The following is a 23,137-nucleotide window of genomic DNA, read 5'->3' on the forward strand; positions in this document are numbered from 1 at the left end:
ATAGAAATTGTTATTCTTCAAGGAGTTCTTTGATAACTTCAATCGGCTGAATTCCATTTAATTTTAATTGACCTTCATCACTGTCTATTAGGATTACTGGCACACTTGATAAATTATACTTCTCAATTGCATCACTATCTTTAGCAATGTCTATTGTATCAAATGGAATTCCCTCTCCTTCTAAGATGTTTTGCATTTTATGGCAATCTGGACACATTGGTGCAGATCGTTTAATTAATGTTAATTTATTTTTCATAAGTATATCCTCTTCCAACTTTTATTATTAGTTCAATTATGTATTTACCATATTAATAATTAAGTAAAATATTCTCTACAATTTGTTTAGTTGTCATTTTACCTGTATCAAATTTTACTACTTCTAAATGTTCAACCTTATGTAATGCTTCTTCGTATTTACCTTTAGCATATTTCAACTTATCCAGTGATACATAATCATCGCCTCGATTATTAAATCGTTGCTCTAAAACTTTATCATCTGCATATAAGTAAATGATTGTTGCTTTATCTTTCATTTTTCGTTCAATAAATCTACGCTGCTCATCAGATAACATTGCAAAGTCATCATACATTTCTGCATATACTTCATTACAATATGTAAATCTGTCGAATATTACATTATCCATCTTAGTAAACTCTAGAAACTTTTCAAATAATTCATCTTGTGTACATTTTGAGTGTTGAAAACTTGAACCCTTCAAAATTTTAAACTCTGTAATGTCAGAAAGCATTTCAACTAGACTTGTCTTACCACTACAATCCGTTCCTACTACAATATAATTTATATTAATCACCACAATCCTTATGTATTTGTAAATGCATTATTATTTCCGTATGTTATCTCTGTTAGTTCTCTAGGCTTGTATTTCCTATTCTTCTGTTTATTAATAATTCCTCTTACTTCACCTAATGTATTATTAAAAATACTTATGTTTGGAAGCTTAGGTTTTAACTTGTCATTCGCACTTTTCATGACATCCAACATATCCTTGGCTTTCCTACGTTCATTTCTAACTATATCTGAAACTCCCACAGCTAAAGCAGTGGGGTTCTTATCTATACAAATTTCTTTCATACTCTCATCATCTCTAATGGATGATTACATCATAAGAATACTAATTTGTTTCGATAAGACTTTCATGGACAATCTAACTGTTGTTAGAATTAACGTCCTGTAGGCTCATTTCAAAACCTTTAATTTTATTTTAATACTTATCACTTTAAATACCCATACTACTAATCAATTTACTGTCACTATTCTTAACTTTATCTATTTCCACGTCATGCAATTCTTTAAATTTATCAAACTTCTCAAAACACCAATCTCGATTAATTGTTTTTAAATCATCATTCACGTTCATAATTAAAAATGCACTATATAAATCACGTTGTACATTTCCACATTCAAATTCGTTCCAACGTTCACTTAACGATTTCTTTACATAGTCATCAGTAAAATGATTATATTGACTCGCCTTTACTGAATACGTATCAATTTTCTTTAATTCTTTATCATCGTATTTCAATTTATTATCCAATATAGTCAGAAACATACTCGGTGCTTTATTGGCTAATGATTTACCGAAACGCTTTTTCTTATTAATTTTACCTGTTTTTTCGTTTACAGACGTTTCTTTCGCTCTCGCTTGTAAAGCTTTGTAATTCATCTGTTCAACTTTTACATCATCGCCTAAAGACAACACATAATTAGCTAATTTGTTATGTGATTGTTTACGAATATCTGCTATTTTCCGTTGCAATTCTGCTAATTGATGTTTTGTTTTCATGCAGTTGTTAGATTGAATCCATTTTCCTTTATTCTCTTTTTTAATTGTTCCATCTTCATTGAATTTATGAGGATTATTTGCTCTACGTTGACGATTTAATTTGCGTTGCAGTACTCGTTTCTCACGTTCAATATTGTTGGCTTCTGGCGCTAACTCCAACAGCTTAACATCTGATTCGGAAGCAATAGCAATTGTTTGAGTACCTATATCAATCCCAACTTTATCTTCATTTCTAGGTTGTTTGACTTCACCTGTTTCAGCATTAATTTTTTTAGGTGGAATTCCATCTAATACTAATTGAACATAGAATTTATACTTGCCACGAATTAATTTTCTCACAATACGACAGTATTTCACGGGATTACATAAAGCCATTTGAGCGTAAGTATCATTCTTTTTGATGATGACATGGATTGATAATTTATTCCATTGAATTTTGTTATCAATAAATCGAATTCCTGTTTTATTACTTTTACCTTCCAAGCTATTCAATTCATCATATTTCTTAAAATAGACTTTATCTGCTTCGTGAAACATTAATTTCTGAAAAGCATTAAATACTCTTGTTGCTATTTTTTGAGCAGTAAAACTATCAATATTTGTTTTAAAATGTTTTTGCATTGGTTTCACATATGTATGGAGTGAATACTCAGTCAAACCGTATTGTTTATTTAGTTCGTTAAATTGTTTGTTACGTTCTTTCCCTTTGGTCATTTTGCATACTTTTTGATATTCTTTACTTTGCTTCATTGAATCATAACGTTTATATAATTCACCTAAGCAAGCATTATACATTTGACGACCAGTTTCTAGCCTTTTATTTAAAATAGTTTCTTGAAATGGTTCAGTTTTTAAAGATAACGTTAAAATAAAATTTGACATGACTATTCACTCCTTTCTAGTATCTTGTTTTTTGCTTTTCAACATACATTTTAATGGTTTCACTTGATACGCTTCTTGCTGTCGAAACAAAATAAGAACGTGTCCATAAGCTAGGCATTTTTTCAAGTTGGGAAAATTCTTCTCTTAATTTTTTACTAGTTATTCCTTTGATTTTCTGCATAATATCAGAAGGACTCAATGTAGGTAAGCAGTTTAAGAATAAGTGAGTATGATCTTTATCACACTTTATAGTAATGATTTCTATTTCCATATCTTTACATATTTCTTTGACTAATTCTTTGAACCGTTCTTCTACATGAGGAATTAAAAATATCTTTCTTCTGTATCTTGGACAGAAAATAAAGTGGTAGTTAATTAAACTTACTGTTGTTTGAGTTCTTCTATATTTATTATCCATATATACATAATACTACCAAATGTGTATGTGGTCAATGGTTTTATACAAAAAATATTAATTTAATTCGGCTATCCATCCCACACCTTAAGGAGTGGGCTTTTCGCCTATTGTTGTAAGCAAATTCATCTTTAATGTGCTGATACAGATGTTTGTAAAATGGTTTCTTAAAGCATAAATCCTTTAATTTAACTTTTAGTTTCCTCGTCTTTTTAATCCACTTGATTCTTTTTCTAAACTTCAATAATCATTCACCTTCCTTGATAGTTGAGCAGAGAAAGAGTATTATCAATCTCCGCTCAAACATTATGTATTTATTTTAAACTCCCAATTACTCTATATTGACCATTGATTCTTCCAAATTGCTTAGCTTTAGATTCACTAGAAACTAACACATCTAAAATTCCTGTATGAGATATTGCTCCGCCTCTGTCTAAGATTACTGCATTTTCTGTTGTACCATTAGGGTATTTTAATTCTAATAAAGTGTATAGCGGAAGTCCTTTATAGCTTGCCACAACTCTATAACCTTGATAGTATTCAGAGTTGCCTAAGAAGACACCACTCGCAGATGTGCCAGTACAACCCTCTGGACAATATGCAGTGTAAGCTGTGAATTCAGCATTAATCCACCCTGATTGAGTACCAATATCTACTTGTTTATTACTATTACCATTCAGTATTTGCTGCTTTTTATTTTCATTTGCTAATCGCACCTGTTCAGCCTTTTTAACTTCCTCAATTCTCTTGGCTTCAGCTAATTGTCTTTCTCTTTCAATCCTAGCCAATCTTTCTTGTTCAAGTTTAGCTCGTCTCTCCTTCTCTAAGCGTTGACGCTCTGATTCTTCTAATCTTTTTCTTTCCTCTTCTTTCAAACGTTCATATTCTTTTTTAAGACTATCGAAAGGTGGTATAAATCGATAAGTAGCTAACTTTTTCTCAACGTCATCAGAAGTGTATTTATGTACATTGCTACTGACCTCTTTATGGTTCTCTTGTATAACTTTAGATGCAAATACTCCCCAACCAAGAGTGCATACGATAATAGTTGGAACTGTCACAGACTTATTAAACTTCTTCATTTATTCGCTTATTATCCACAAACATATCTCATTCGAATCTCATATGACAATTATATAATTGTGCGATTCTCTTGCAGAAATAAACTTCCCTACTTTCTTATTTTATGTATTTTTTATAATTAATCTAATTTGTTATGAATTGTAATGTGCGTTACACCGTTGATAATTTTAGATGAAATGATATATCCACTCTTCAATAATGCGTTTTGTATAGTTTCAGCATCATACTCATCATTAATTTCTAATGTGAATCGTCCTAGTATATTTTCAACTTCTTTTTCCAAAGTAGCATAACAAATCTTATCATTATTAATAAAAAGAACATCTCCATTTTCTGATAATTCATATCCATTATCATATAGTATCTTTGTAAATGACTTTGTATAAACATTTTCTGAACCAAAGATAATCTTAGAAGGCATATCTGATTTAAAGCGTGAATAGAGTTCTTCTGGAATATTTTCATGATATGTATAATATTTTACTGAAACATTCTTAATTTCTACTTTTACATGAGACAAGTCATCGGCAGTTAAAATTGTCATCACTGTCATACGATCAGTCCTTTCTAGTATATCATTTTCGTAATATATGGTTTTTATTTAATTTTTAAATCCTCCAAGGAATTCACGCCCACATAAAATCAATTTTTCGATTGCTTCCTGTGTGACTCCCTCGTCTACTAAAAACTTTTTACTTTTCATAGGCTTCCCAAAGAATAAATCCTTATCTTTTCCTACTAATACTTCAATATCAAACCCTAATTCCTTCTTTATGTACTCCTCTTGAATCTGGTAAGGCACAACTAGTGCTGCATTCAATTCACAACATCTAATGGCTAAGGATAGAGTTTTCCCACTACCTCTTAAAACCTTTGGTACTGTAACAAGTCTATTTTCTTTCAATGATTTATTTAATAATCTCCAAACAGTTCCTTTAATGTTGCTAGAATAACCAATTTCTATGATGTGTTTAAGATCGTAAATCAACCTATTCATCTTGTCACATGCTGTAGCAATGATATCTGCTTGTCTTAACTCTCCATTTTCAAGTGTTTTTTGTAATATGTCTGACAGCAATTTATCATTAATACTAACGAGTTCATTTTTATGTTTTCTTAATTCTTTTAGATGTTCGTATTTAATCTTCTCATTATGGGGGATCACTTTAAAATGATTTAATAAAGATTGATATGTATTTGATAAAGTTTTAATTAGATTACCGTTTACATGTTTTTCTTCTAAATTAGAATTGATTTTCTTAATTACGATTTCCATATTTTTAATGACGTTTTCCATATTTATTTTCTCCTTTGACGATTAGCCGTCACCTATAATTATGTATTTTTATAAAATCAAAATATTATTTAAGTCTTACTTTAGCGTTTAAAAACATTTTGATTTAAATAGTCCCCTAACTTTGACATGGCTTTGGTATCTAATGTAATTAAATGCTGACTACCTTTATCATGCAGTGTCAAATTTAGTTCCACTCCTTTTTCATTAACCTCGCACCAAGGGTTAATTGTCACTGTTTTAGAGATGTTGAGATTTGGCTTTTCGTCTTGTTTATCCTTAATCAAGGTTTTATCTGATTATAATCAGTAACTTCTTTCTCACCTCTTACAATCAGATTATTTAACCTTTGATACTCATTTCCTAACTCATCAATATATCGAGTATTAAAAAGTCTTCCTTCGATATTTAAAGTGTTTTTATTGACCAGTCGCTCAATTTCGATTAGATCTAGTAAATCCTTAGTTACTTTATCTGTACCACGTTTATTATCAGAAAGAACTGCACATAAGTATAGCTCGTCTTTTAACTTTTTCTCAGCATCCTTAATTACAGTCAAAGCTACCTCTTTAAACTCATTGATCTCCTTCTCATACTTCTTTGTTAAATAAGCGTTATAAGCGTTTTGTAAAATTGTCATAATTTATTTTCTCCATTCTTATCATGTATTTTTTAATAATATTGTCATTTTATCTAAATTCTATATTAGGAATATGATAAAAAAATCAAGATATTCACCATATTCCTAATATAATTACTACTTATTTCTCAATTAACTCTAATTCAAAGCTATTTCCATTATCATCTACACGAATACTAAATACATGTGTATATTCGCTGATATTGACATTACTGAATTCAAATTCTAATCCAGAAGTCAATACTGCGTTATTAATAATTACTTTAAAGTCGTGAGATGCAATTCCATCACTATTATATAAGTCACCTTCGGCAATTAGCTTAAACTTCTTTTGATTGTCACTATGATATAATGGTTTAAATTTAATTTTAGTTGATTTAGGAGTTAATTCTTTTTCGAAGTCAGACAAATCTTCGGTAGTGTTAACTTCTCCAATAACTTTTATCATATCAATATCAAAGTTTGTAATATTAATTGCAAAATACGATGCTTGATCACTATGTACTAATTCACCTTTTGTAGCTGCATTTAGTTTCGATACAAATTTTCCACTTTCATCAAATACCTTTAACTCCAACACGTCCATTAAAAAGTTACTCATAAAATCATCCTACTTTCTTCTAACTGTATTTTTGTACTTAGGTTTACGATTTTCTGTAAGCTTTTCAAACTTACCTTTCCATGTACTGATCACACGTTTCAAGTGTTTAATCTGTTTATTCTTATTAGCTAGTTGTTTCTTGAGGTGAAAGTTTTCTGCTTCCACCTTTTTATAATGCTCCCATACATTCTGTTCGGTTAATGTTTTCCCATCTTGCATAAGAATCAACTCCAATTATGTATTTAATAACACTAATCTTTTATTTAGACTTATCTTCTTTAACTTCTGGAATAAAGTCACTTAATGATTTAAATATGTAGGATAAACCAAGCAAAGAAATAAGTAACTTAGTAGGTTCATGAAAACCTGTCAACATTGCTAACAGAATTAATAGTACGGCTACAATACCTACACCACTAATAAACTTATTAAATGTATTTAATTTATCTTTTTTCATAATCAATCTTCTCCATTCTTTTATAATAGTGTGAATTTATTAAAAGTCAAAATGACTTTCTTCTCAATTGTTAACGAATTCAACTTACAAATTCACAATCGATGGATGAAAACCTACACCCTCTATCCCATCAAAAGCATTTGGGAATACTTTTCTAATAATATTACTTGCCCCATTTACATCTGCATTGATCAATTCGCCTGTATTAGTTTTATACAAACCACGCTTAACTCTTTTACCTTTAAAAACTGTATCCTTCTTCATCTCATCATAATCAATAAATGAAGCCTTACTTGTGTATGATTCTTCGGTAAGAATTACTCTAATACCTGTTTCTCGTAGCTTGTACTGTATTTGGTGAATTAGTCTTTCAAATGGCACTTGAATAAAACTTGACTGTCTTTTAAATTCTTGCTTCCATTTGTCATTTTTACCTATTACAACTACCTCAACATTACATGCAACGCAATAGTCAACTATATATCTAGATGCCATATGCAAATAATTATTTAGCTTATTATCTCGTTTCATTGTTAATCTAGCTAATCCTTTAGACCAATTCTTATCGTTCACCCTTTTTAATTCAGATTGCATAGTAGCTTTCTTCGCATTGTAATAAGCATTCATTGATTTAATTGGTTTACCATTAATGACAAATGGCTTCTCACCAAAGTTGTTTTGAATCGTCATTAAATTATTTAATCCCAAATCAATACCTAGAATTCTATTTTCACTCTCTGTTTCTTCTGGTACTTCGATTTGGTAAACGATTTCTAATATATAGTAGTTATCCTTTGGAACTATGCGAGTTTGCATATGTTTACCTGTTACATTTGTTTTTATTAATCCATTATATGGATGTAGTGGTTTGAACGTAAACTTTAAATAACCATCCACAATCTTACTTTGTACATTAGTCAATATCCAAACAAATCTACCTTTATCTTTATCTAAGTAATTCGGCAACTTCGGTCTGCCTAAATATTTATCAGGTCTTTTACTCCAATCCTTTATCGCAACGAAAAATGACTTCCAATTTCGTTCTAAGATTTTAAGAGTATGCTGACCTGAATTAGAACCAAATAATTTGAATGAATCCTCTACCTTCATTAATTTAGCCATATCGTTATACTTTATAAATTTGTTATTCTTGATGAATTCTTGTCGTATAATGTAGTTAGCGTGATTATATAAATTCTTTGATCGTTTACAGTAGTCATTGCAGATTTTAAACATTGGATGATATTTAGTTATATGATGCTGTTCAACTCTTCCTTCTAACATTCTTCTCACCTCCTTTATCCATATACTACTATAAACTGATATCAGTTGCAAGAAGTAATTGGGAATATTATAATATTTATGAGGTGATAATAATGGCTAGAAGCGATTTGAAAACTCGCACTCCTATAGGTAGTGCTGTAAAAACTGAATTACTTGAAGAGTTACGTGCTTATTCTAAAGAAACCGATATTCCAATTTCTAAATTATTGGATAAGGCGATCACGATGTTACTTGAGTCTACTAAAAAATAAGTAGACTCTTTTTTATGTATTTTCATTAATATGCGTGTTTTATTTGAAATCAGTAATCTCACTAATTAATCTTCTTTTAAAATTATCTATACTAAAAATATCTAACTGAACTCTATCTCTTAACCAAATATCATCTTCCCCATTATATTCATAAGGCTCATATAGAGAACTAACTAATACATATGTATTTGGAAAATTCAATTCCTCAAATTTAAAATTTAATATCGTATCACTGTAGTATCTGTCTTTAATATGTTTTTTTAAATCGTTTAACCCATTTACATCGATGATATTGTGTATCGGTATAGAAATTTCTCTTTCGTTAGTATCTTGTTGATCACATTTTAACTCAGTCAATATTTTACCTCCATTTTGCTTATGTATTTTTAATAAAAGATGAATATTATTTAATATATAATTATGTATTTATATAATTAGAAAACGCACTCACATGAAATCGTATTTTCTTCTATTTCTATATTTGAGTTAATATCTCCCTCTAAAACTTCCAATCGATATTCTTCTAATGAATAAGGTACTTTCTTTTTCTTCTCTTTACCTTTCTCATCAAACTCACCAGTAGGAATCAGTTTACTTAAAATTGTATAGCGTCTGCCATTCTTTGCAATTTGAGCATCATTAATTTCTCGCTCCAACTTTTCCATTTTTAAATACCGATCTTTCCATACAGCATACAATATAGAGTAATGCCCCATGCCTCCCTTAACACAAATTCCTCCACAATTTGCATGAGAAAAACCTTTGACTCCTTTTTCTAAAAGTTCATTTGCCTTCATATTACTCTTATCTTTAGCTGCTTCTTCAACAGCACTGTACATTCTTGGTAATTTAATTCCCCAAGCATTCTCGATTTCGTGCTTCGGATTTGCATTACAAATAGTTGCTCCTTGGGATTCTAATGATTCATAAATTTCCTTATTGTATACTTTAGGCATTTTATCAGAATTTAGAAAATCTCTATTATGTATTAATTGTTTGCCGTTTACTGGTTCACCATCAATTTCAGCTATTAGAGGGAAACGTAACTCTACTCCATCCTCAAACACATCTACATTATGTTTATAGTTATAAGCTAATCTAGGAGCACGTCTAGCTTCTTTATAATCAATGCCGAAATATAAAATTGGCAAAATGCCTTGTTCAATTAATTCTTGTATGTATAAAAATGTTTGTTTCATCTTCAACTCTTTACTACATGGAGCTGTTCCGAAGTTTCCAAAATACAAATCCTTTCTAAATATATCTTCTGGAGTACGTCCATCTGATTTCTCAGTAATTTCTACTCCAATGTAATCTGCAACTTCTTTCATAAAACGGTAATTATCTTCATCTTCCCATTTAGTATCTGTAATTAAGATGATTGTATTTTCCTTACCATACTTGTCTACTACATATTTAGCTAACCATGCACTTCCTGCTCCTGTTGAGAACATTACAACGTGTTTTGTTTGCAGAATAACACTTCCTTATCTATATTTTAATAATATTTAATTTTTATTTAATTATGTATTTTATTATTTATCGGTTTTCTTCTTACGATTACTAACTCCTAGATATTGATTTACTCGTTTTTGAGCTAGATCAATGTAAAACTGTCTATCTAATTTATCTGGAGTTTCTTTTTCCCTAACATCTCCATTATCAATGAAGCACTTTTCTGGAGTATTAGCAAACTTTTCAGGATTCTTATCTTCTTTACGTTTAAATATTCCTCCATCATTTTCATCTAATGAAGCAAATACTCTAAACGTTTTATCTTGTAAAATTTCACCGTTTTCATCCCATGAAGTTTTCGTATTCATTTTACCAGTTAACTCATTTAACACTTTCTTCTTTGAGAATGTACAATCTTTCATTGCGTATTTATATGCAGATGTTAGTTTGACTATTTTTTGGAATTTATGTAACTCAGTACACTTATTAATTGTTTCTTCCAGTGGTGTTTCATGTACGAAATAGTTAACTAAAGCTTCATTTACTATTGGTAAATCATAATCCAGTTCACTTAGATCTTTAACGTAAGCACCTTTACCTTTGTACTTTCCATCCTTATCTACTATGATATAGTTATTCACATCCTTCTGGATTACTTTCACATACTCTTCCCACTCTAAATCTAACCTTGTTCTTGTTTCCCACTCTTTTGCTATTTCCTTAATTTTATCTAGAGTTTCGTAAGAATCAACTTTGAAGAATACACCATCTGTGTTTAAGTTAAAAATTTGACAATACGGTTCAATCTTCTCTACTAAATCAGTAAGTAATAATTGTCCTGCTACGCATACTGACCGCATCATTCTTTTATCGCACAAAGCGTTATATTGATCACCGAAACACCCGTACACTGAATTTATTACAATTTTTAGTGGCGCTTGTAATGGGTTCTTAGCTTTCTTATATTCCAATCGTTTATCTCTAATTGCTCTGAATTTAGCATCTGATTCAACAGTTCTAGTCATTAGTCCATACTCCAAAATTAACGCAGGATAAAGGCTCGCCACGTCCGCAGAAACCAATATACCTTCTTCACTATAATTGGGTGTCGCTGCGTGAATACCACCAAGAGCCACGGTAGCTTCCATACCTGCGATATCACAAATATACTCAATCTTTTTGTCATCTGACGAGTAATTGTATTTTACACCTTCGAACCATTCAACTACATTTGTGTATTTGTTTATATCTATTGTGTCTGGATAAATAAAATCAAATTCGTCATCAGGAAGTTTCTTTTTTTCTGCTTCTAATATAATAGCAGTCAATTGAGCGTTAGTTTTTGACATAAGTTCAATGCCCATATTGTTCATGTCCATTAGAGTAATATGACTATCAAATTCACCTTTTGATTTTTCGAATACATTTATAGTTTCTTTTACGTCATGTATACAGTATTTAATTAAATCACGTTCTTCATCTTCAGTTAACAACCTACTAATATTGAAAGGAACGTCTGATTCTTTTATTTCAGACCCCATGAAAGCTTCAAGTTGTTTTAAACTATTAAACTTGTTTGTACAGTCATATGTATAAAATTGAACCTTGTTTCCATTAGGTACAACTTGATATCCTTTTTTATTATGTTCAATTAATTGATCACTGATATAACCAGCATCTAATCCTAACAACAAACCTTTAAATATATATTGGTCATAGTTACGTGAATTATAACCGATGAATATGTCATTTTTACATGTATTGTAGAAACTACGTAACTCATCTACATTGTTTTTTATAATTCGCATACCTTTTGATTCATAATCTATAAATACTACGCACCAATAGGAAGTTCCTGTGTCTGGCATTTTTAATTTAGATAGAACTTCAAAGTCAAAGAAGATTAATCGTCTACCTTTTAATAATTCACTCATAATCATTCTCCTTCCAGTAATATCTTGTAACCTAACTTTTTGAATTTATCATTATAATTCTTATTTCTTCTCACAGTATCCTTTGTGAATCCGTATCTTTTACCTAGATATAAATCCACATCATACATGCTATTGAAATGTATTACGTCTCCATTTTCCAAATTTAGAAGCTTGGACTTTCTACCGTGAGTCATTTTTGCCATATGTCTTGAGTATTCTCCTAAACCTGTATCGTATTTGTGTTTGGCATTATGTTTAACGTCACACCATTCTAAATTACTCACATAATTGTTACTCTTTATTCCATCAATATGATTTACTTGAGGTAGATTATATGGGTTTTCAATAAATGCAGAAGCTACTAGTCGATGCGCTCTTTTGCATTTATATACTTTATTTTTAGATAATGTATATTCAATATAACCATCCTTATCCTTCTTACCTTTTAACAATCTACCTTCGGCAATCATTTGTCTACCATTCTTATCATAATAACTTTTTAGCTTGCCATAATTACTAATTTCATATAATCCTTCATAACCCTCTACAGGCTTCCAAATCTCTTGTAGTAAATAACTCAACTATTTACCCTCCCTAGAAACTTTTCTTGAATGGATTTTCTTTATTGTATTGAGCTATAAACTTGCACGTTTTTCGATGACTACATAAAGTGTTGCAATAAAATGTTCCTTCTTTATCGAAATCTAAAGGTTTCCATTCCCTTTCATTATGTATATCTTTGTTTTCTATTTTTTCAATCGTATTTACAACATAGTCTTCTACCTCTTTGATTACTTCTTCTGTTGCTTCATACTCAACAAAGCAATCTTCTAGCCAATACTTATCTGTAATTAATTTCGGTAAATCTTTAAATGAATTATTTGATTCCGCAAGCATTAAAATCATACCTACTTCAATTTCATCCATTCCTGAAGTTAACATTTCTTTTTCAAATGTATTTTTCATTTCTTTAATTAACTTACCTCGATTGACCATTTTCTTTTTGATATTGCCATTCTTTAATTTCCAACAAACATTTATGTATTTGAGCATAGCCCATTTAATTTCATTAATTTTGATATCTGAAGTCTTTTCAAGACCAAGTTTATAAATTACTAACTGTCTTCCTGCTTCTTGCAGTTTTGAACCTGTAAACTTAGATGATGTTTTCCAGTCAATAATATTTATTTTTTCATCTAACTGCTGAATAGCATCTATATAACCAAGTAGATAATATTCTCCTATCTGAGTAACAAACATTTTCTCTAATGTAAAATTACCATCCAATTTATTAAAGTTCTTTGTAAAGTGATCCATATCTTTTACAAATGAATTTTTGATCACTTCACTAGGAAAGTCTAAGTCCATTATTTCTAATTCCAACAATTTATTATGTAGTTTTTGATTAAAGTCAGATGTGTCTGTGATGTTTCCTCGATATATATTTTCAATGTAATCATGCATTTCACTTCCAACTTCACCGTAACAATTACTAATTCCTCTGTTCTTTTTTATGTATGTATTATAATATTCAAAGTTACATGTATTCATCGTATTTATTCTTGATATAGAGTATATTGTTTTACCTTCAGCTCTTAGTTTTTTAACTAGACCCTCTTCTACTTCATTATTAATTCGCTTTATATAAATTACCTCCTATACCTTCTTACTACATTCCACTATTAATTTCTTCATTTCATCTAAAGGTAAATCTGAAGGACTCATTTTTGATCCTTTAGGTAAGTATTTATTTTCCGCATCATATATGTATCCAACTTCATTTTCAAAAAATGTATCAATTTTAAGTTTTCTTGCTATTTCAATTGATATATCTTCATCTAAACCTTCGTCCATACAAACCAATATCTTCTTAGGAAATAATGATTTTATGTTATTTGCTTGAAATTGACTTAAATTATTCCCCCCTAGTCCCAATCCCAAATGTATTCCCTTTGATGATAGTGCCATAGGAAATTTTTCTGATTCACCTATCATTGCAAAACTAGCTTCTTGTATGGCTGCATAATTTTCACTGAATCCAAATATAGTTTTTGATTTAGTGAAACTTATAACTGGAAACCATTTATTTTCATGATCTTCTATTTCTTCTTTATTTAACCTACCCATAATACCAACTAATTTACCTTCTAAGTTTCTCCACGGAACAATTATTCTACCTGATGCAACATCATATCCTACTTTGTATTTCTGCTGTACTTCATAACTTATTCCATCTTTCAAAAACCTCTCAGAAGGGAGTATTAAATAATTATCTAGTATTGATTCGTCAAAAGTTTTGAGATCATCGAAATTGTCATCAACTAAATTTAATATTTCATTAAAGAATCCATCGAATGGTAAAGTGATGGCTTCATTAATATCTTCAAAGTCAATTAATCTGGACAACCTATCTATTGTTTTTGTAAAGGAAAGGTTCAATTTTTCACTCACTAGAGTAATGATGTCGCCTTTTATCCCCTTAGAAAAGCAATCAGATGACAATGTAGACTTGTTAACTCGAACTGAAGTAGGGTTACCTCCCTCTTCCCACGAACATCTATATTCATTCCCTTGATTAAAGTCACCATTTATATCTGTAAACCCCGCATCATTAAGTATCAATTCGATTAGTTCTTCATTATCTATAATTTGTTGTTTTAATGCATGAATGTTCAATTATTCACACCCTATCTATTCTGGTGCTTTGGATTACAGTACCCTATTTCTTTCCATTGATTCCACTGTCCATCAAATCTTGAAATAACACAAATATCATCCTCATCATTACGTGTTTTATCTAAAAACATAATACGATATCGTTTATCTTTATCTAAAGTAAGATACTCTTTACTTCCTGTAATTTTCCCATTTCCATCTTTTATGTATTTCCATGCTTTAACGTCAAATTTCTCACCCGTATATTCATCATCCCATAATTTACGCATCAAAATTAACTCTGAAACAACTTCTTTAACCCCTTTTGCATTGGATAAAGTAGCAGCAGTTAAATAACGTGTATTTTCCATATAAATAGCTAATTGCATTGTGATGATGATACAGATATCTTCCTTCTCTGCTACCTGAAGTAATTGTTTTGAAGCTTCTATTAATTCACCTGTAACTTTATCTGAAGCAGCATTCTCTGATTTAAATGTGTCGTAAACTATGTAACCAAATCCTCTTTTAGCCATTTTTCTAGCAATACGTTTTACATCATCCACACTATAATCAAAAATTTTTACGAATTTTATTCTTCCTTTATAATTTTCATCTATGTATTTTTGAGCTTCTTTAATTTTCTGTAGTTGTTCGTCTGTATAAGATCCAAGTTTTTGTTTCTTTCTAGTTAACCCAAAATAACCTAATTTTTGTGACAGTACTGTTGCTAGGAAAATGTGTCTCCACGCATCAATATTCATTTCATTTGCAATGATTGTTAATTTTTCTCCACTATCTAAAATTGGTAACATATAAGAGTTTACTACATAACTACTTTTACCTGTCCCTGAAAAACCTGCAAAAATTTGTACATTGGAACGATGTAATCCCATTGTATGGTAGTTCATTATCGGAGATGTTGAATGATAACTTAATCCTCTACTTGCTCCCGAATTATTTCTTTCAATGAAGTCATCACTTATATCCAAGTCCACAATTTGTACTCCTGATCCCCTACCTAAGAACACATTATCTAATTGATATTCATAATAATCATATAGTTGTGATGTTGTCATTTGTTTAAATTTCTCTAAGTCACTCATTACATTAAATCCTTTGTCATACAAACTAATCAACATATTGCTTTTTGATAATGCATCATAGTATGATTCAATGTTATTTAAATTTAGAATTTTACACATCTTATCAACAGTCTTAAATCCACCCTTTGAACTAAATTCCTCTGCCAATGATTTATTGTCTTTTAAGAATGTAAAGACTGAAGCATTATCTAATGATTTATATTCCAGTTCTTTCATCTTATGAGCAATAGAATAGTAAAACTTGGAATCATCCAGTAATAATTCTTTACTAGGATTAAACTCTGAATAATCATCAAACAATTCAGGATCTTTCCATAAGCAAAATACAAACGATGCCTCAATTATTTTTCTAGTGTCCACTAACTCACTTGGATAATTACTCAATACTGTCACTAGCATTCCTCCTTAAAAATCATCTTCTAAAAAGTGAGATATATCTTTGTTATTTGTGTGGTTTATAACTGTACTATTTGAAACTTCATCAAATAATTGAACATCCACACTCTTCTCACTTACCTTATCATTTTGCTTTTGAATCCTTTTAAATTCTAAATAGATATCGTTAATGCTTTTTTCAACTATTGACATAATATAGCATGTCATATGAAATTCGGAGAGATTTTTATTCTTGATTGCCCAAGTTAGAACCTCATAATTAATAACAAATGATTCTTTAACAACGGTACAAGGATAAAATTCAAGTAGTTTAAAAACCCTACTTTTCAATGTATTAGGAAACACCATACCCTTTTCATAATTATAAATTTCATCCATTATCCAATTCATAAGATCATTTCTTTCCACTATCTCTTTTTGTTTCTTTGTCTCATTTAATTCGAACAGTTCAAATTCTGTTTGATTACAAAAATATCTGTTCTTACCTTTAATTATTTCTTTATGAAAAGTTTCATTTGTACCTTCTTTTTTACAGTAACCACACTTAACTTTTCTAGCCATATATGTACACCTCATTTTTATAAAAATAGGAGGAGAAATATATCCCCTCCATATATAGTTATGTATTAACTGAATTGTGCTAACGTTGCTTCATAAACTGAAGTTGGAGTACTTTCTACTTCTTTAAGTGACACTTTATTTTCACTCATGTATTTGATTACTCTTTGTTTTACTTCATCCGTAGCTTCATTAGATTTTTCAAGAATTTTACGTGCTAGTTCCACATTACGTTCTACATTCACTTTATCATTGGCTTTCTCTACTGCTTTTGAAACCTTTTCTTCATATTCTTTTTCCTGCTCTACCTTAACCTCTTCAAACGATTTACCTTTGTTAGACTCATCATTTTCTAATTCTTTCCGAATAGCATCATTGAGTGCTTCAATAAACGCATCAGCATCTAATGGAATTTGTTCTACTACATCTGCAAATCGTGATTTCGAATCAATATTAAAGTTATTATCACGGAAAGTAACAATACGAGATTCGTCAACAACTTTCCCTACTACTTTATCTGCTCCAACTTTTTGTTTTACTTTCTGCTTCTCGATTGTTCGATCAATAGAAGCAACTCCTAAGAAATGAAGTTTAGTCTTAATTGCATTGAAATATTTCGCCATCATGTTAGAAGTAAGTGTTTCATACTCATCACCAGTAACTAAGTCATTTGCTGATTTACGTTTCGTATGTCCAATGAAATATGGAGTTACACCAACGTCCTTAAGTTCCCATAACTTATCAATTACTAACTCTACTGCTTTATCCTCTCCTGCTTGGAATCCCCCAAATGCTGCTTTAATTGATTTAACACGCTTTTCAGCAGATGATTCACGATTGTGCATACGAACAACCTCTGGTTCAACAATTCGGAATAACTCATCGATAGTATCAATTACTACTACTCTTAAATCTTTATAATCAGTTGCTTTGTTTTCTACTACGTCCTCCACAAATTCAACCAATGTAGGGTAATCTGGAATATCCTCATACATTGCTCCTGAGATAGCGTCCACACCATCTTCACGACCAATATTTAGGATTAAATAACCGTCTTCCCCTGCTAGTTTCTCGCAAACCTTTTTCATTAAAGTGGTCTTACCTACACCAGATTCACCAATTAATCCAACGTTATATTTTAGTGGGTCAATTTTTACTACATTTTTCTTTCCGAATTTTCGTGCCATAAATAAATTCCTCCGATCAAATTATGTATTTTATATATTTATTATAAAGAGTAATAAACTAAAATCACTCTTTTTCAAATCCTATTAATTTACTCAGAATGGAAGATCATCTTCCGAAATATCAAATGGATCAGATTCTTTTATCTCTTCTTTAGTATCTTGAACATCTGATACAGTTGAATGCCGTTCTACTGCTGTATAAACTAACTCCTCTACCTCAAAATCAGTTTCAATTGCTCCTGCTGAGAAATTAGCACCTTCGCCCATGTCTTTAATCTTAGGGAACATTAAGCGAATTTCATTTAAATTATCTCCAAATGTTTGACCTTTTGGTTTAAAGTCATCCATTGTAGCCATTCCAATTTCAATTAAAGTCTTTTGATCTTCAGTTAAATCTGCTTCAGAGAAATCTTTAACCTCAGCACCACTTATTACTTTAGCTGAGTACGGTAACTGGAATACTTTTTTACCTTTTACAGTAAAGAACTTTTCAACAATATTGATATGTGCGTTATGTTTTGTATTCTCTAAATCATATGTAGAGGCATTGAGTACTGTTTGCAATGGGAAGAATACGTCTTTACGATGACCAGAATCGTATCCTAAAATATATGTATTAAATGTCATGACTTTTTCTGATTTAAATAAAGATTTATCAATTACATCTTTATCAAAATATAAATCTAAATCTAACGCTAATTTATTTGGCTCATCTTCAGCAGCTAACTCAAAGTGATTAGGTACATAATTAGTATAGAACTTACCATTCCAGTGAGATACTTTTACTTCTCCCTTAACTTTGAACTTTTTACCACTTAATTTTTCTTTGTGTTTTTCAAAGAAATCAAGAACATCTAGCTCATGTAAAAACTCATAACGATATGGAACTATTTCTTTTGCATCTTTATATAGTTGCTCCAATTTAACCTTATCTTCGTCAGTTGCATTTTCATTATTTTCAATTTTCCAGATTTCTTTTCGTAGGTCGCCAAACTTTTCTTTAACTTCTTTATCTGTAGTTAAATCAATGACTGTTTTACTAAAGTCAGCTACCGTATTGATAATTGATTGGTTATTTCGATCATCCCATGTAAGTTCTAACTTACCACCCTTTTCACCAAACATCTTTTTACTAAATGAAAAAACCTTGTCTGGTTGTCCTTTTGATTTGTAATAACCGCCTTCAAGTGATAAGAATACACCATTAGCCTTCGATTCATTTAAAACTGCCTTTAATTCTTTCTTTGTCCATCCAGAATCAAACTCAGTAGTTTTCACAGGTTCTTTCATTAGATTAAATGCACCTACGAATTCAAAAGTGTTATTAAGTTTTACCATATAAATAAATCTCTCCGTTTCAAATTATGTATTTTTTATATTTATTTTATCAAACCAATCACAATGTACCTAATCAAACTCTAAATAATATTAGGAATTTATTGAGAACATTTTAAATTTGAGAACATGTGTTATTTTATATATTACCTAACAATAGATAAATTTTAATTATTTACATCGTTCATGGTTCGATATTTTAACTAGCTTATGTATCATATCTTACTTATCTTCAATAAGACAATCCTTTTCTTCTAAACCCTCACGTTTAAAGTAATACTTACTCCTTTTATTCATCCAAGGAGGAGGTTTAACTTCTTTCCATTGTTCTTTATTCAAAATACTATTTTTAACTACTTTCACTACTTGTTTCTCATACTCTCTTAATCCAATATATGCACTACCTTGATCAATTGCTTTAGCAATCTCTGATAGTATAAATGCATCAGTAACATTATCGCTTGGATGTTTGAAACCCCATCGTCTTTCTATTGGTGCTACCATTGTCTTTTTAGAAGAGTTCCCATTTCCAGTTGCAAATTTCTTTAATGTTTTTGGAGCTACATCATAATAAGAGAATCCTGCCTTATGTAGATGTTCTCGTATTATCCAACCTACTCCATATTGATAATCTATTCCTTGACCTAATGAATTATAGCTGAAGTTTTCAATACAAATGATATCAGTTTTTATGTTTAGTTTCTTAATTATCTCCTCAGCAATATAGATCATTCTTTCTGGATCTTTCTTGTGTGTATAAAATAAATCAGTTTCAACTACAATCTTACCTTTTTCATCCTGTATAAAAAATCCTGTCATTGATGAGGGGTCAATTCCTACATAACGCTTTGTCAATCAGCATCAACCTCATCTGTAGCTTCTTCTTCATCTTCGGTTGATTTCTTTCTTCCTCTACCCTTTGAAAATTCTCCTAAGTCAACAGTAATATGTTCAGTAAGATGGTCTGACACTTCTTTCGCCACCTTATCAATATGTACAATAGCTTTATTAATTGCTTCTTTTAGATCCTCTACTTGGTTTAAATCTTGTTCACTCAGATTTTCTAGAAATTCTTTTTCAATAAGTCGTTTACCTAATGCTCTGAGGTTTCCAAAGTAACTTGCATTTTGTTTGTTGTAAGCAAATTCACCACTACCTTCAGCGTTTTTACCTCTAGATATTTTCTTCTCATACCTATTCATTAATGCAAAATTCAATTTATCTACTGCGATCCTGTGCTGCGAAGTAATTTGTACTTCATTTTTCTCTAATGGAGATTCAACCATTTAATCACCTTACTTTATGTATTTTTATTTATAATATCATTCCTCATAAAATGTAATTCAAGTAGCAGCTTTTTGATTATCTTACTACACCAAACAGCATTTTCACGATTAAATTCTGTCTGCTCAATTAAGTAATCTAATTCGTCTAAAATTTTCTGCTCATCTTCATAAGTTAAACGCCTGACCATTGTCCTCACCCCCTTTCTTAACTATATTCTTATTATAACACCGACATTTTTTATTTCAAGTATTTTTATGTATTTATTTAATTAATTTTTAAGATCAGATTTAACTGCATTTAATTCCCTTTGTAATATCTCAATTTGTGCTTCTAAATTACTCACCTTATCTAACTTTTTCTTATGTAATAAATCTTTTTCATAATCAGTAAGCCATTTTTCTTCTAACTCCCATAGATCACATTCATATCCCTGAAACTCATAATTAATCACTTTGACTTCTTTGATAATAGATACTTTAGGTAAATGTGCATCACAAAGAATCCCACAGCAACCTTTATTAGAGTTGTATCCTTCGTCATTAGGATTGCATTGACAATAATGACCTTTCATTTCACCAATATCTAATTCAATCGTAAATGAGATAGAATCATCGTGACTGTAAATCTCTAACCAACCATTAGAATAGCAGTCATTGTCATCAGCATCATTAAAGTCAATCATATACCCTTTTCCCTGATAAGTATCTAAAAGCTCTTTCATTTCTTGATAACTACTAAGTTGAAATAATGTTTCATAGTAAGGAATCAGTGTCTTTTTAGTCGACTCATCTTGATTAAGGATCAATTCTTTTAAATCCTTATAAAATTTATGCATCTATCTTCCTCCAATTTTTATAAAATGTGATTATTATTTAGAAATAAATTAATGTAGGTTCAGTATCTTCTTCATATCGACTATATCCAACAAAACCACTTGTTTTGGAATAACCCTTAATCCAATCTAGGAATAGCTCAATTTCATTTTCATAATTTTTGAGATTACATTTTATAACTAAGAAATATGAATTGATAATTGAGTCATATTGCAAAGCACTATTACTAAATCCATCAAAATAATAACTCCATGAATTTAACATATATCTCCATCTATTTGAAACTTTAAATAATTTATGGTCTAGAGGAGTTACGTGATCTTCGTCACTGTATCGATTCATCATAAACTTTAATGTATCGATAACTTCACTTGGCACATCCTCATTCAATTCAATAGATAAAACTAACTCAGTATACATTCCCATTCTTCATTTCTCCATTCTTTTTATGTATTTTTATAAAACTGAAATTTTATTTAAACTTTAACCCACTTCAATACTTTAACTTCTTTTAACTCAACCTCATCACATTCCACCTCATCTTCATATTCCCAAGGACGTTCATCTTGCATTTCAGTAGCTCCTTCACTGTAATAAGTTTCATAAAACTTGTTGTCATGTTTGAAGACAATTCGATGATGAATACTCCATCGTGACATATCTGTAACTTCATCAAGTAAGGCATTACTTGGTAAGTCTAATTCATTTTTAAGATAATCCTTATGTAATTTAATTGTTGTCATCAAGAATCACTCCAGTTCCTTTGCAGCATTCACACTCAGTTAATGGTTCATTAATTTTTGTAATAAGTTCATTTAAATATGTATCAATATTAACGAGTAAGTCTTCGTAACTAGCACCTTCAAATGGTGTAACTACTGTATAACTTTGATATGATGAAGGAGCTACTTCAAATACTGTAACTTCTCTACTACGTTGGTAACGAGTTTCATATTTAGGCTTTCTACGTTTATACATTGAATTAATATCTACTTGATATTGTCGTGGCTCATACAATTCAATTTTCTTCTTTACTGTAAAACAGAAATCATAGTCACTTGTAATAGCTGCATATTTAGAATTAATGTTGTTCTTCACAAAGTCACGTATGATTTTATATGATTGTTCATGTGTAAGCTTACATGGCTTTAATGGCAATAATTTCGGATGAGTTTGAATTTGATCTAATAAGTTGTATTTAAGAGTAAATTGAGGTTGCTTCATTTCAAATTCTCCATCTACTTCTTCAATAACATTAATTTCAAATTCAACAATTTCTAAACCTTCTTCTACTTCATCATACTTATATGTATATAGCCCACGTACTTCATCAAAATTATCATCAAAATCAGAACAATTAACTACTTTTGGTGTAAGCTCACTTTCTGGATAACCTTCTTTTAATTCATATCGTTGGTTAATTTTTGTTTTTGGTTTAACCTTTTCTATTTTCGTAGGAATTGAATTAATCTTAAACCAATTTTTATCATATGTATTTTCTAGTTTATTACCATCAAATAATAAATCTGAAATCTTTGTATAAAAGTATCCTTCATTGTTGATGTTGTCAGAGATGTAGCTGTTACTATTACTTTTAATCATAATTAACTTTAATTTATTAACTGGACTTTGCAACCATTACCACTCCTTACTTTATGTATGTTTATATTTAATTTCAT

Annotated in this window: 31 protein-coding genes; 1 reads left to right on the forward strand and 30 read right to left on the reverse strand. The window is 30.1% G+C overall.

The genetic code is table 11. The annotated features are described in order from the left end of the window. Window positions 1-10 precede the first annotated feature (10 nt). The 13 genes from MHB40_RS14355 to MHB40_RS14415 all read right to left on the reverse strand — a co-directional run bounded on the left by MHB40_RS14355 (window position 11) and on the right by MHB40_RS14415 (window position 8,461). Window positions 11-274, reverse strand: a complete 264-nt coding sequence (locus MHB40_RS14355) for a glutaredoxin domain-containing protein (protein WP_342532624.1) — start codon at window positions 272-274, stop codon at window positions 11-13. 34 nt (window positions 275-308) lie between these two features. Next, window positions 309-590, reverse strand: a complete 282-nt coding sequence (locus tag MHB40_RS14360; RefSeq protein WP_342532625.1) for a hypothetical protein — start codon at window positions 588-590, stop codon at window positions 309-311. Between the two features lie 230 nt (window positions 591-820). Beyond that, window positions 821-1,093 (reverse strand): hypothetical protein, encoded by a 273-nt coding sequence (locus MHB40_RS14365; protein ID WP_342532627.1) that lies wholly within the window; start codon window positions 1,091-1,093, stop codon window positions 821-823. Between the two features lie 145 nt (window positions 1,094-1,238). Beyond that, entirely contained in the window at window positions 1,239-2,687 is a 1,449-nt protein-coding gene (locus tag MHB40_RS14370; RefSeq protein ID WP_342532628.1) for a transposase, read from the reverse strand. A gap of 16 nt (window positions 2,688-2,703) precedes the next feature. Then, window positions 2,704-3,105: an IS200/IS605 family transposase gene (gene tnpA / locus MHB40_RS14375; RefSeq protein ID WP_342532630.1), complete on the reverse strand. Its 402-nt coding sequence runs from the start codon at window positions 3,103-3,105 to the stop codon at window positions 2,704-2,706. Window positions 3,106-3,416: 311 nt separating this feature from the next. Continuing rightward, on the reverse strand, window positions 3,417-4,184 hold the full coding sequence (locus MHB40_RS14380) for a hypothetical protein (RefSeq protein ID WP_342532631.1): 768 nt from the start codon (window positions 4,182-4,184) through the stop codon (window positions 3,417-3,419). Between the two features lie 119 nt (window positions 4,185-4,303). Beyond that, a complete protein-coding gene (locus tag MHB40_RS14385) occupies window positions 4,304-4,738 on the reverse strand; it encodes a hypothetical protein (protein WP_342532632.1) in 435 nt (144 codons plus the stop codon). A 48-nt stretch (window positions 4,739-4,786) separates the two neighbouring features. Further along, a complete protein-coding gene (locus MHB40_RS14390) occupies window positions 4,787-5,482 on the reverse strand; it encodes a hypothetical protein (protein WP_342532634.1) in 696 nt (231 codons plus the stop codon). Between the two features lie 280 nt (window positions 5,483-5,762). Further along, the gene (locus tag MHB40_RS14395) at window positions 5,763-6,119 is read right to left on the reverse strand and encodes a hypothetical protein (RefSeq protein ID WP_342532635.1); all 357 of its coding nucleotides are present in this window, start codon (window positions 6,117-6,119) and stop codon (window positions 5,763-5,765) included. A 121-nt stretch (window positions 6,120-6,240) separates the two neighbouring features. Then, complete coding sequence (locus MHB40_RS14400; protein ID WP_342532636.1) at window positions 6,241-6,720, reverse strand: hypothetical protein; 480 nt, start codon at window positions 6,718-6,720, stop codon at window positions 6,241-6,243. 9 nt (window positions 6,721-6,729) lie between these two features. Beyond that, a complete protein-coding gene (locus MHB40_RS14405) occupies window positions 6,730-6,939 on the reverse strand; it encodes a hypothetical protein (RefSeq protein WP_342532637.1) in 210 nt (69 codons plus the stop codon). 40 nt (window positions 6,940-6,979) lie between these two features. Then, window positions 6,980-7,177, reverse strand: a complete 198-nt coding sequence (locus MHB40_RS14410) for a hypothetical protein (protein WP_342532638.1) — start codon at window positions 7,175-7,177, stop codon at window positions 6,980-6,982. 84 nt (window positions 7,178-7,261) lie between these two features. Further along, window positions 7,262-8,461: a transposase gene (locus MHB40_RS14415; RefSeq protein WP_342532640.1), complete on the reverse strand. Its 1,200-nt coding sequence runs from the start codon at window positions 8,459-8,461 to the stop codon at window positions 7,262-7,264. A gap of 92 nt (window positions 8,462-8,553) precedes the next feature. On the opposite strand from MHB40_RS14415, the gene MHB40_RS14420 reads away from it, so the two are divergent. Continuing rightward, complete coding sequence (locus MHB40_RS14420) at window positions 8,554-8,712, forward strand: ribbon-helix-helix domain-containing protein (protein WP_342532642.1); 159 nt, start codon at window positions 8,554-8,556, stop codon at window positions 8,710-8,712. A 39-nt stretch (window positions 8,713-8,751) separates the two neighbouring features. Here the strand turns inward: MHB40_RS14420 and MHB40_RS14425 are convergent, their stop codons facing one another. The 17 genes from MHB40_RS14425 to MHB40_RS14505 form a co-directional block, all read right to left on the reverse strand. Then, the gene (locus MHB40_RS14425; protein WP_342532644.1) at window positions 8,752-9,069 is read right to left on the reverse strand and encodes a hypothetical protein; all 318 of its coding nucleotides are present in this window, start codon (window positions 9,067-9,069) and stop codon (window positions 8,752-8,754) included. 77 nt (window positions 9,070-9,146) lie between these two features. Next, window positions 9,147-10,166, reverse strand: a complete 1,020-nt coding sequence (locus MHB40_RS14430) for a hypothetical protein (RefSeq protein ID WP_342532645.1) — start codon at window positions 10,164-10,166, stop codon at window positions 9,147-9,149. Window positions 10,167-10,247: 81 nt separating this feature from the next. Continuing rightward, on the reverse strand, window positions 10,248-12,101 hold the full coding sequence (locus tag MHB40_RS14435; RefSeq protein ID WP_342532646.1) for a hypothetical protein: 1,854 nt from the start codon (window positions 12,099-12,101) through the stop codon (window positions 10,248-10,250). A 2-nt stretch (window positions 12,102-12,103) separates the two neighbouring features. Next, window positions 12,104-12,682, reverse strand: coding sequence for an NUMOD4 domain-containing protein (locus tag MHB40_RS14440; RefSeq protein ID WP_342532647.1), 579 nt, complete (start codon window positions 12,680-12,682; stop codon window positions 12,104-12,106). A gap of 13 nt (window positions 12,683-12,695) precedes the next feature. Continuing rightward, window positions 12,696-13,751, reverse strand: coding sequence for a PD-(D/E)XK nuclease family protein (locus MHB40_RS14445; RefSeq protein ID WP_342534785.1), 1,056 nt, complete (start codon window positions 13,749-13,751; stop codon window positions 12,696-12,698). Window positions 13,752-13,757: 6 nt separating this feature from the next. Further along, window positions 13,758-14,777, reverse strand: coding sequence for a hypothetical protein (locus tag MHB40_RS14450; protein ID WP_342532648.1), 1,020 nt, complete (start codon window positions 14,775-14,777; stop codon window positions 13,758-13,760). Window positions 14,778-14,788: 11 nt separating this feature from the next. Beyond that, the gene (locus MHB40_RS14455) at window positions 14,789-16,255 is read right to left on the reverse strand and encodes a DnaB-like helicase C-terminal domain-containing protein (RefSeq protein WP_342532649.1); all 1,467 of its coding nucleotides are present in this window, start codon (window positions 16,253-16,255) and stop codon (window positions 14,789-14,791) included. Between the two features lie 12 nt (window positions 16,256-16,267). Further along, entirely contained in the window at window positions 16,268-16,819 is a 552-nt protein-coding gene (locus tag MHB40_RS14460; RefSeq protein WP_342532650.1) for a hypothetical protein, read from the reverse strand. Between the two features lie 65 nt (window positions 16,820-16,884). After that, entirely contained in the window at window positions 16,885-18,003 is a 1,119-nt protein-coding gene (locus MHB40_RS14465) for an AAA family ATPase (RefSeq protein WP_342532652.1), read from the reverse strand. Between the two features lie 93 nt (window positions 18,004-18,096). Further along, window positions 18,097-19,341, reverse strand: coding sequence for a hypothetical protein (locus MHB40_RS14470; protein WP_342532653.1), 1,245 nt, complete (start codon window positions 19,339-19,341; stop codon window positions 18,097-18,099). A 219-nt stretch (window positions 19,342-19,560) separates the two neighbouring features. Beyond that, the gene (locus MHB40_RS14475) at window positions 19,561-20,193 is read right to left on the reverse strand and encodes a hypothetical protein (protein ID WP_342532655.1); all 633 of its coding nucleotides are present in this window, start codon (window positions 20,191-20,193) and stop codon (window positions 19,561-19,563) included. Then, complete coding sequence (locus MHB40_RS14480; protein ID WP_342532656.1) at window positions 20,190-20,624, reverse strand: hypothetical protein; 435 nt, start codon at window positions 20,622-20,624, stop codon at window positions 20,190-20,192. The genes MHB40_RS14475 and MHB40_RS14480 overlap by 4 nt, the downstream gene beginning before the upstream one ends. 14 nt (window positions 20,625-20,638) lie before the next feature. Then, complete coding sequence (locus MHB40_RS14485; RefSeq protein ID WP_342532657.1) at window positions 20,639-20,812, reverse strand: hypothetical protein; 174 nt, start codon at window positions 20,810-20,812, stop codon at window positions 20,639-20,641. 81 nt (window positions 20,813-20,893) lie between these two features. Continuing rightward, a complete protein-coding gene (locus MHB40_RS14490) occupies window positions 20,894-21,460 on the reverse strand; it encodes a hypothetical protein (RefSeq protein WP_342532658.1) in 567 nt (188 codons plus the stop codon). Between the two features lie 37 nt (window positions 21,461-21,497). After that, a complete protein-coding gene (locus tag MHB40_RS14495; protein WP_342532659.1) occupies window positions 21,498-21,884 on the reverse strand; it encodes a hypothetical protein in 387 nt (128 codons plus the stop codon). Between the two features lie 50 nt (window positions 21,885-21,934). Further along, entirely contained in the window at window positions 21,935-22,201 is a 267-nt protein-coding gene (locus MHB40_RS14500; protein ID WP_281114941.1) for a hypothetical protein, read from the reverse strand. Beyond that, a complete protein-coding gene (locus tag MHB40_RS14505; RefSeq protein WP_281114940.1) occupies window positions 22,188-23,093 on the reverse strand; it encodes a hypothetical protein in 906 nt (301 codons plus the stop codon). The genes MHB40_RS14500 and MHB40_RS14505 overlap by 14 nt, the downstream gene beginning before the upstream one ends. Between the last annotated feature and the right edge of the window lie 44 nt (window positions 23,094-23,137).

It is taken from the genome of Lysinibacillus sp. FSL K6-0057 (genome assembly GCF_038630885.1).
In the GTDB taxonomy this organism is placed as follows: domain Bacteria; phylum Bacillota; class Bacilli; order Bacillales_A; family Planococcaceae; genus Lysinibacillus; species Lysinibacillus fusiformis_F.

Excerpts from the sequence above, each read along its gene's own strand:
- MHB40_RS14390 (WP_342532634.1), bottom strand. The coding sequence starts at position 5,482 with ATGGAAAACGTCATTAAAAATATGGAAATCGTAATTAAGAAAATCAAT.
- MHB40_RS14465 (WP_342532652.1), bottom strand. The coding sequence starts at position 18,003 with ATGGCACGAAAATTCGGAAAGAAAAATGTAGTAAAAATTGACCCACTA.
- MHB40_RS14480 (WP_342532656.1), bottom strand. The coding sequence starts at position 20,624 with ATGGTTGAATCTCCATTAGAGAAAAATGAAGTACAAATTACTTCGCAG.
- MHB40_RS14405 (WP_342532637.1), bottom strand. The coding sequence starts at position 6,939 with ATGCAAGATGGGAAAACATTAACCGAACAGAATGTATGGGAGCATTAT.
- MHB40_RS14380 (WP_342532631.1), bottom strand. The coding sequence starts at position 4,184 with ATGAAGAAGTTTAATAAGTCTGTGACAGTTCCAACTATTATCGTATGC.
- MHB40_RS14490 (WP_342532658.1), bottom strand. The coding sequence starts at position 21,460 with ATGCATAAATTTTATAAGGATTTAAAAGAATTGATCCTTAATCAAGAT.
- MHB40_RS14395 (WP_342532635.1), bottom strand. The coding sequence starts at position 6,119 with ATGACAATTTTACAAAACGCTTATAACGCTTATTTAACAAAGAAGTAT.
- MHB40_RS14370 (WP_342532628.1), bottom strand. The coding sequence starts at position 2,687 with ATGTCAAATTTTATTTTAACGTTATCTTTAAAAACTGAACCATTTCAA.
- MHB40_RS14385 (WP_342532632.1), bottom strand. The coding sequence starts at position 4,738 with ATGACAGTGATGACAATTTTAACTGCCGATGACTTGTCTCATGTAAAA.
- MHB40_RS14485 (WP_342532657.1), bottom strand. The coding sequence starts at position 20,812 with ATGGTCAGGCGTTTAACTTATGAAGATGAGCAGAAAATTTTAGACGAA.
- MHB40_RS14415 (WP_342532640.1), bottom strand. The coding sequence starts at position 8,461 with ATGTTAGAAGGAAGAGTTGAACAGCATCATATAACTAAATATCATCCA.
- tnpA (WP_342532630.1), bottom strand. The coding sequence starts at position 3,105 with ATGGATAATAAATATAGAAGAACTCAAACAACAGTAAGTTTAATTAAC.
- MHB40_RS14360 (WP_342532625.1), bottom strand. The coding sequence starts at position 590 with ATGTATGATGACTTTGCAATGTTATCTGATGAGCAGCGTAGATTTATT.
- MHB40_RS14420 (WP_342532642.1), top strand. The coding sequence starts at position 8,554 with ATGGCTAGAAGCGATTTGAAAACTCGCACTCCTATAGGTAGTGCTGTA.
- MHB40_RS14495 (WP_342532659.1), bottom strand. The coding sequence starts at position 21,884 with ATGGGAATGTATACTGAGTTAGTTTTATCTATTGAATTGAATGAGGAT.
- MHB40_RS14365 (WP_342532627.1), bottom strand. The coding sequence starts at position 1,093 with ATGAAAGAAATTTGTATAGATAAGAACCCCACTGCTTTAGCTGTGGGA.
- MHB40_RS14435 (WP_342532646.1), bottom strand. The coding sequence starts at position 12,101 with ATGAGTGAATTATTAAAAGGTAGACGATTAATCTTCTTTGACTTTGAA.
- MHB40_RS14410 (WP_342532638.1), bottom strand. The coding sequence starts at position 7,177 with ATGAAAAAAGATAAATTAAATACATTTAATAAGTTTATTAGTGGTGTA.
- MHB40_RS14430 (WP_342532645.1), bottom strand. The coding sequence starts at position 10,166 with ATGTTCTCAACAGGAGCAGGAAGTGCATGGTTAGCTAAATATGTAGTA.
- MHB40_RS14470 (WP_342532653.1), bottom strand. The coding sequence starts at position 19,341 with ATGGTAAAACTTAATAACACTTTTGAATTCGTAGGTGCATTTAATCTA.
- MHB40_RS14500 (WP_281114941.1), bottom strand. The coding sequence starts at position 22,201 with ATGACAACAATTAAATTACATAAGGATTATCTTAAAAATGAATTAGAC.
- MHB40_RS14400 (WP_342532636.1), bottom strand. The coding sequence starts at position 6,720 with ATGAGTAACTTTTTAATGGACGTGTTGGAGTTAAAGGTATTTGATGAA.
- MHB40_RS14460 (WP_342532650.1), bottom strand. The coding sequence starts at position 16,819 with ATGGCTAGAAAAGTTAAGTGTGGTTACTGTAAAAAAGAAGGTACAAAT.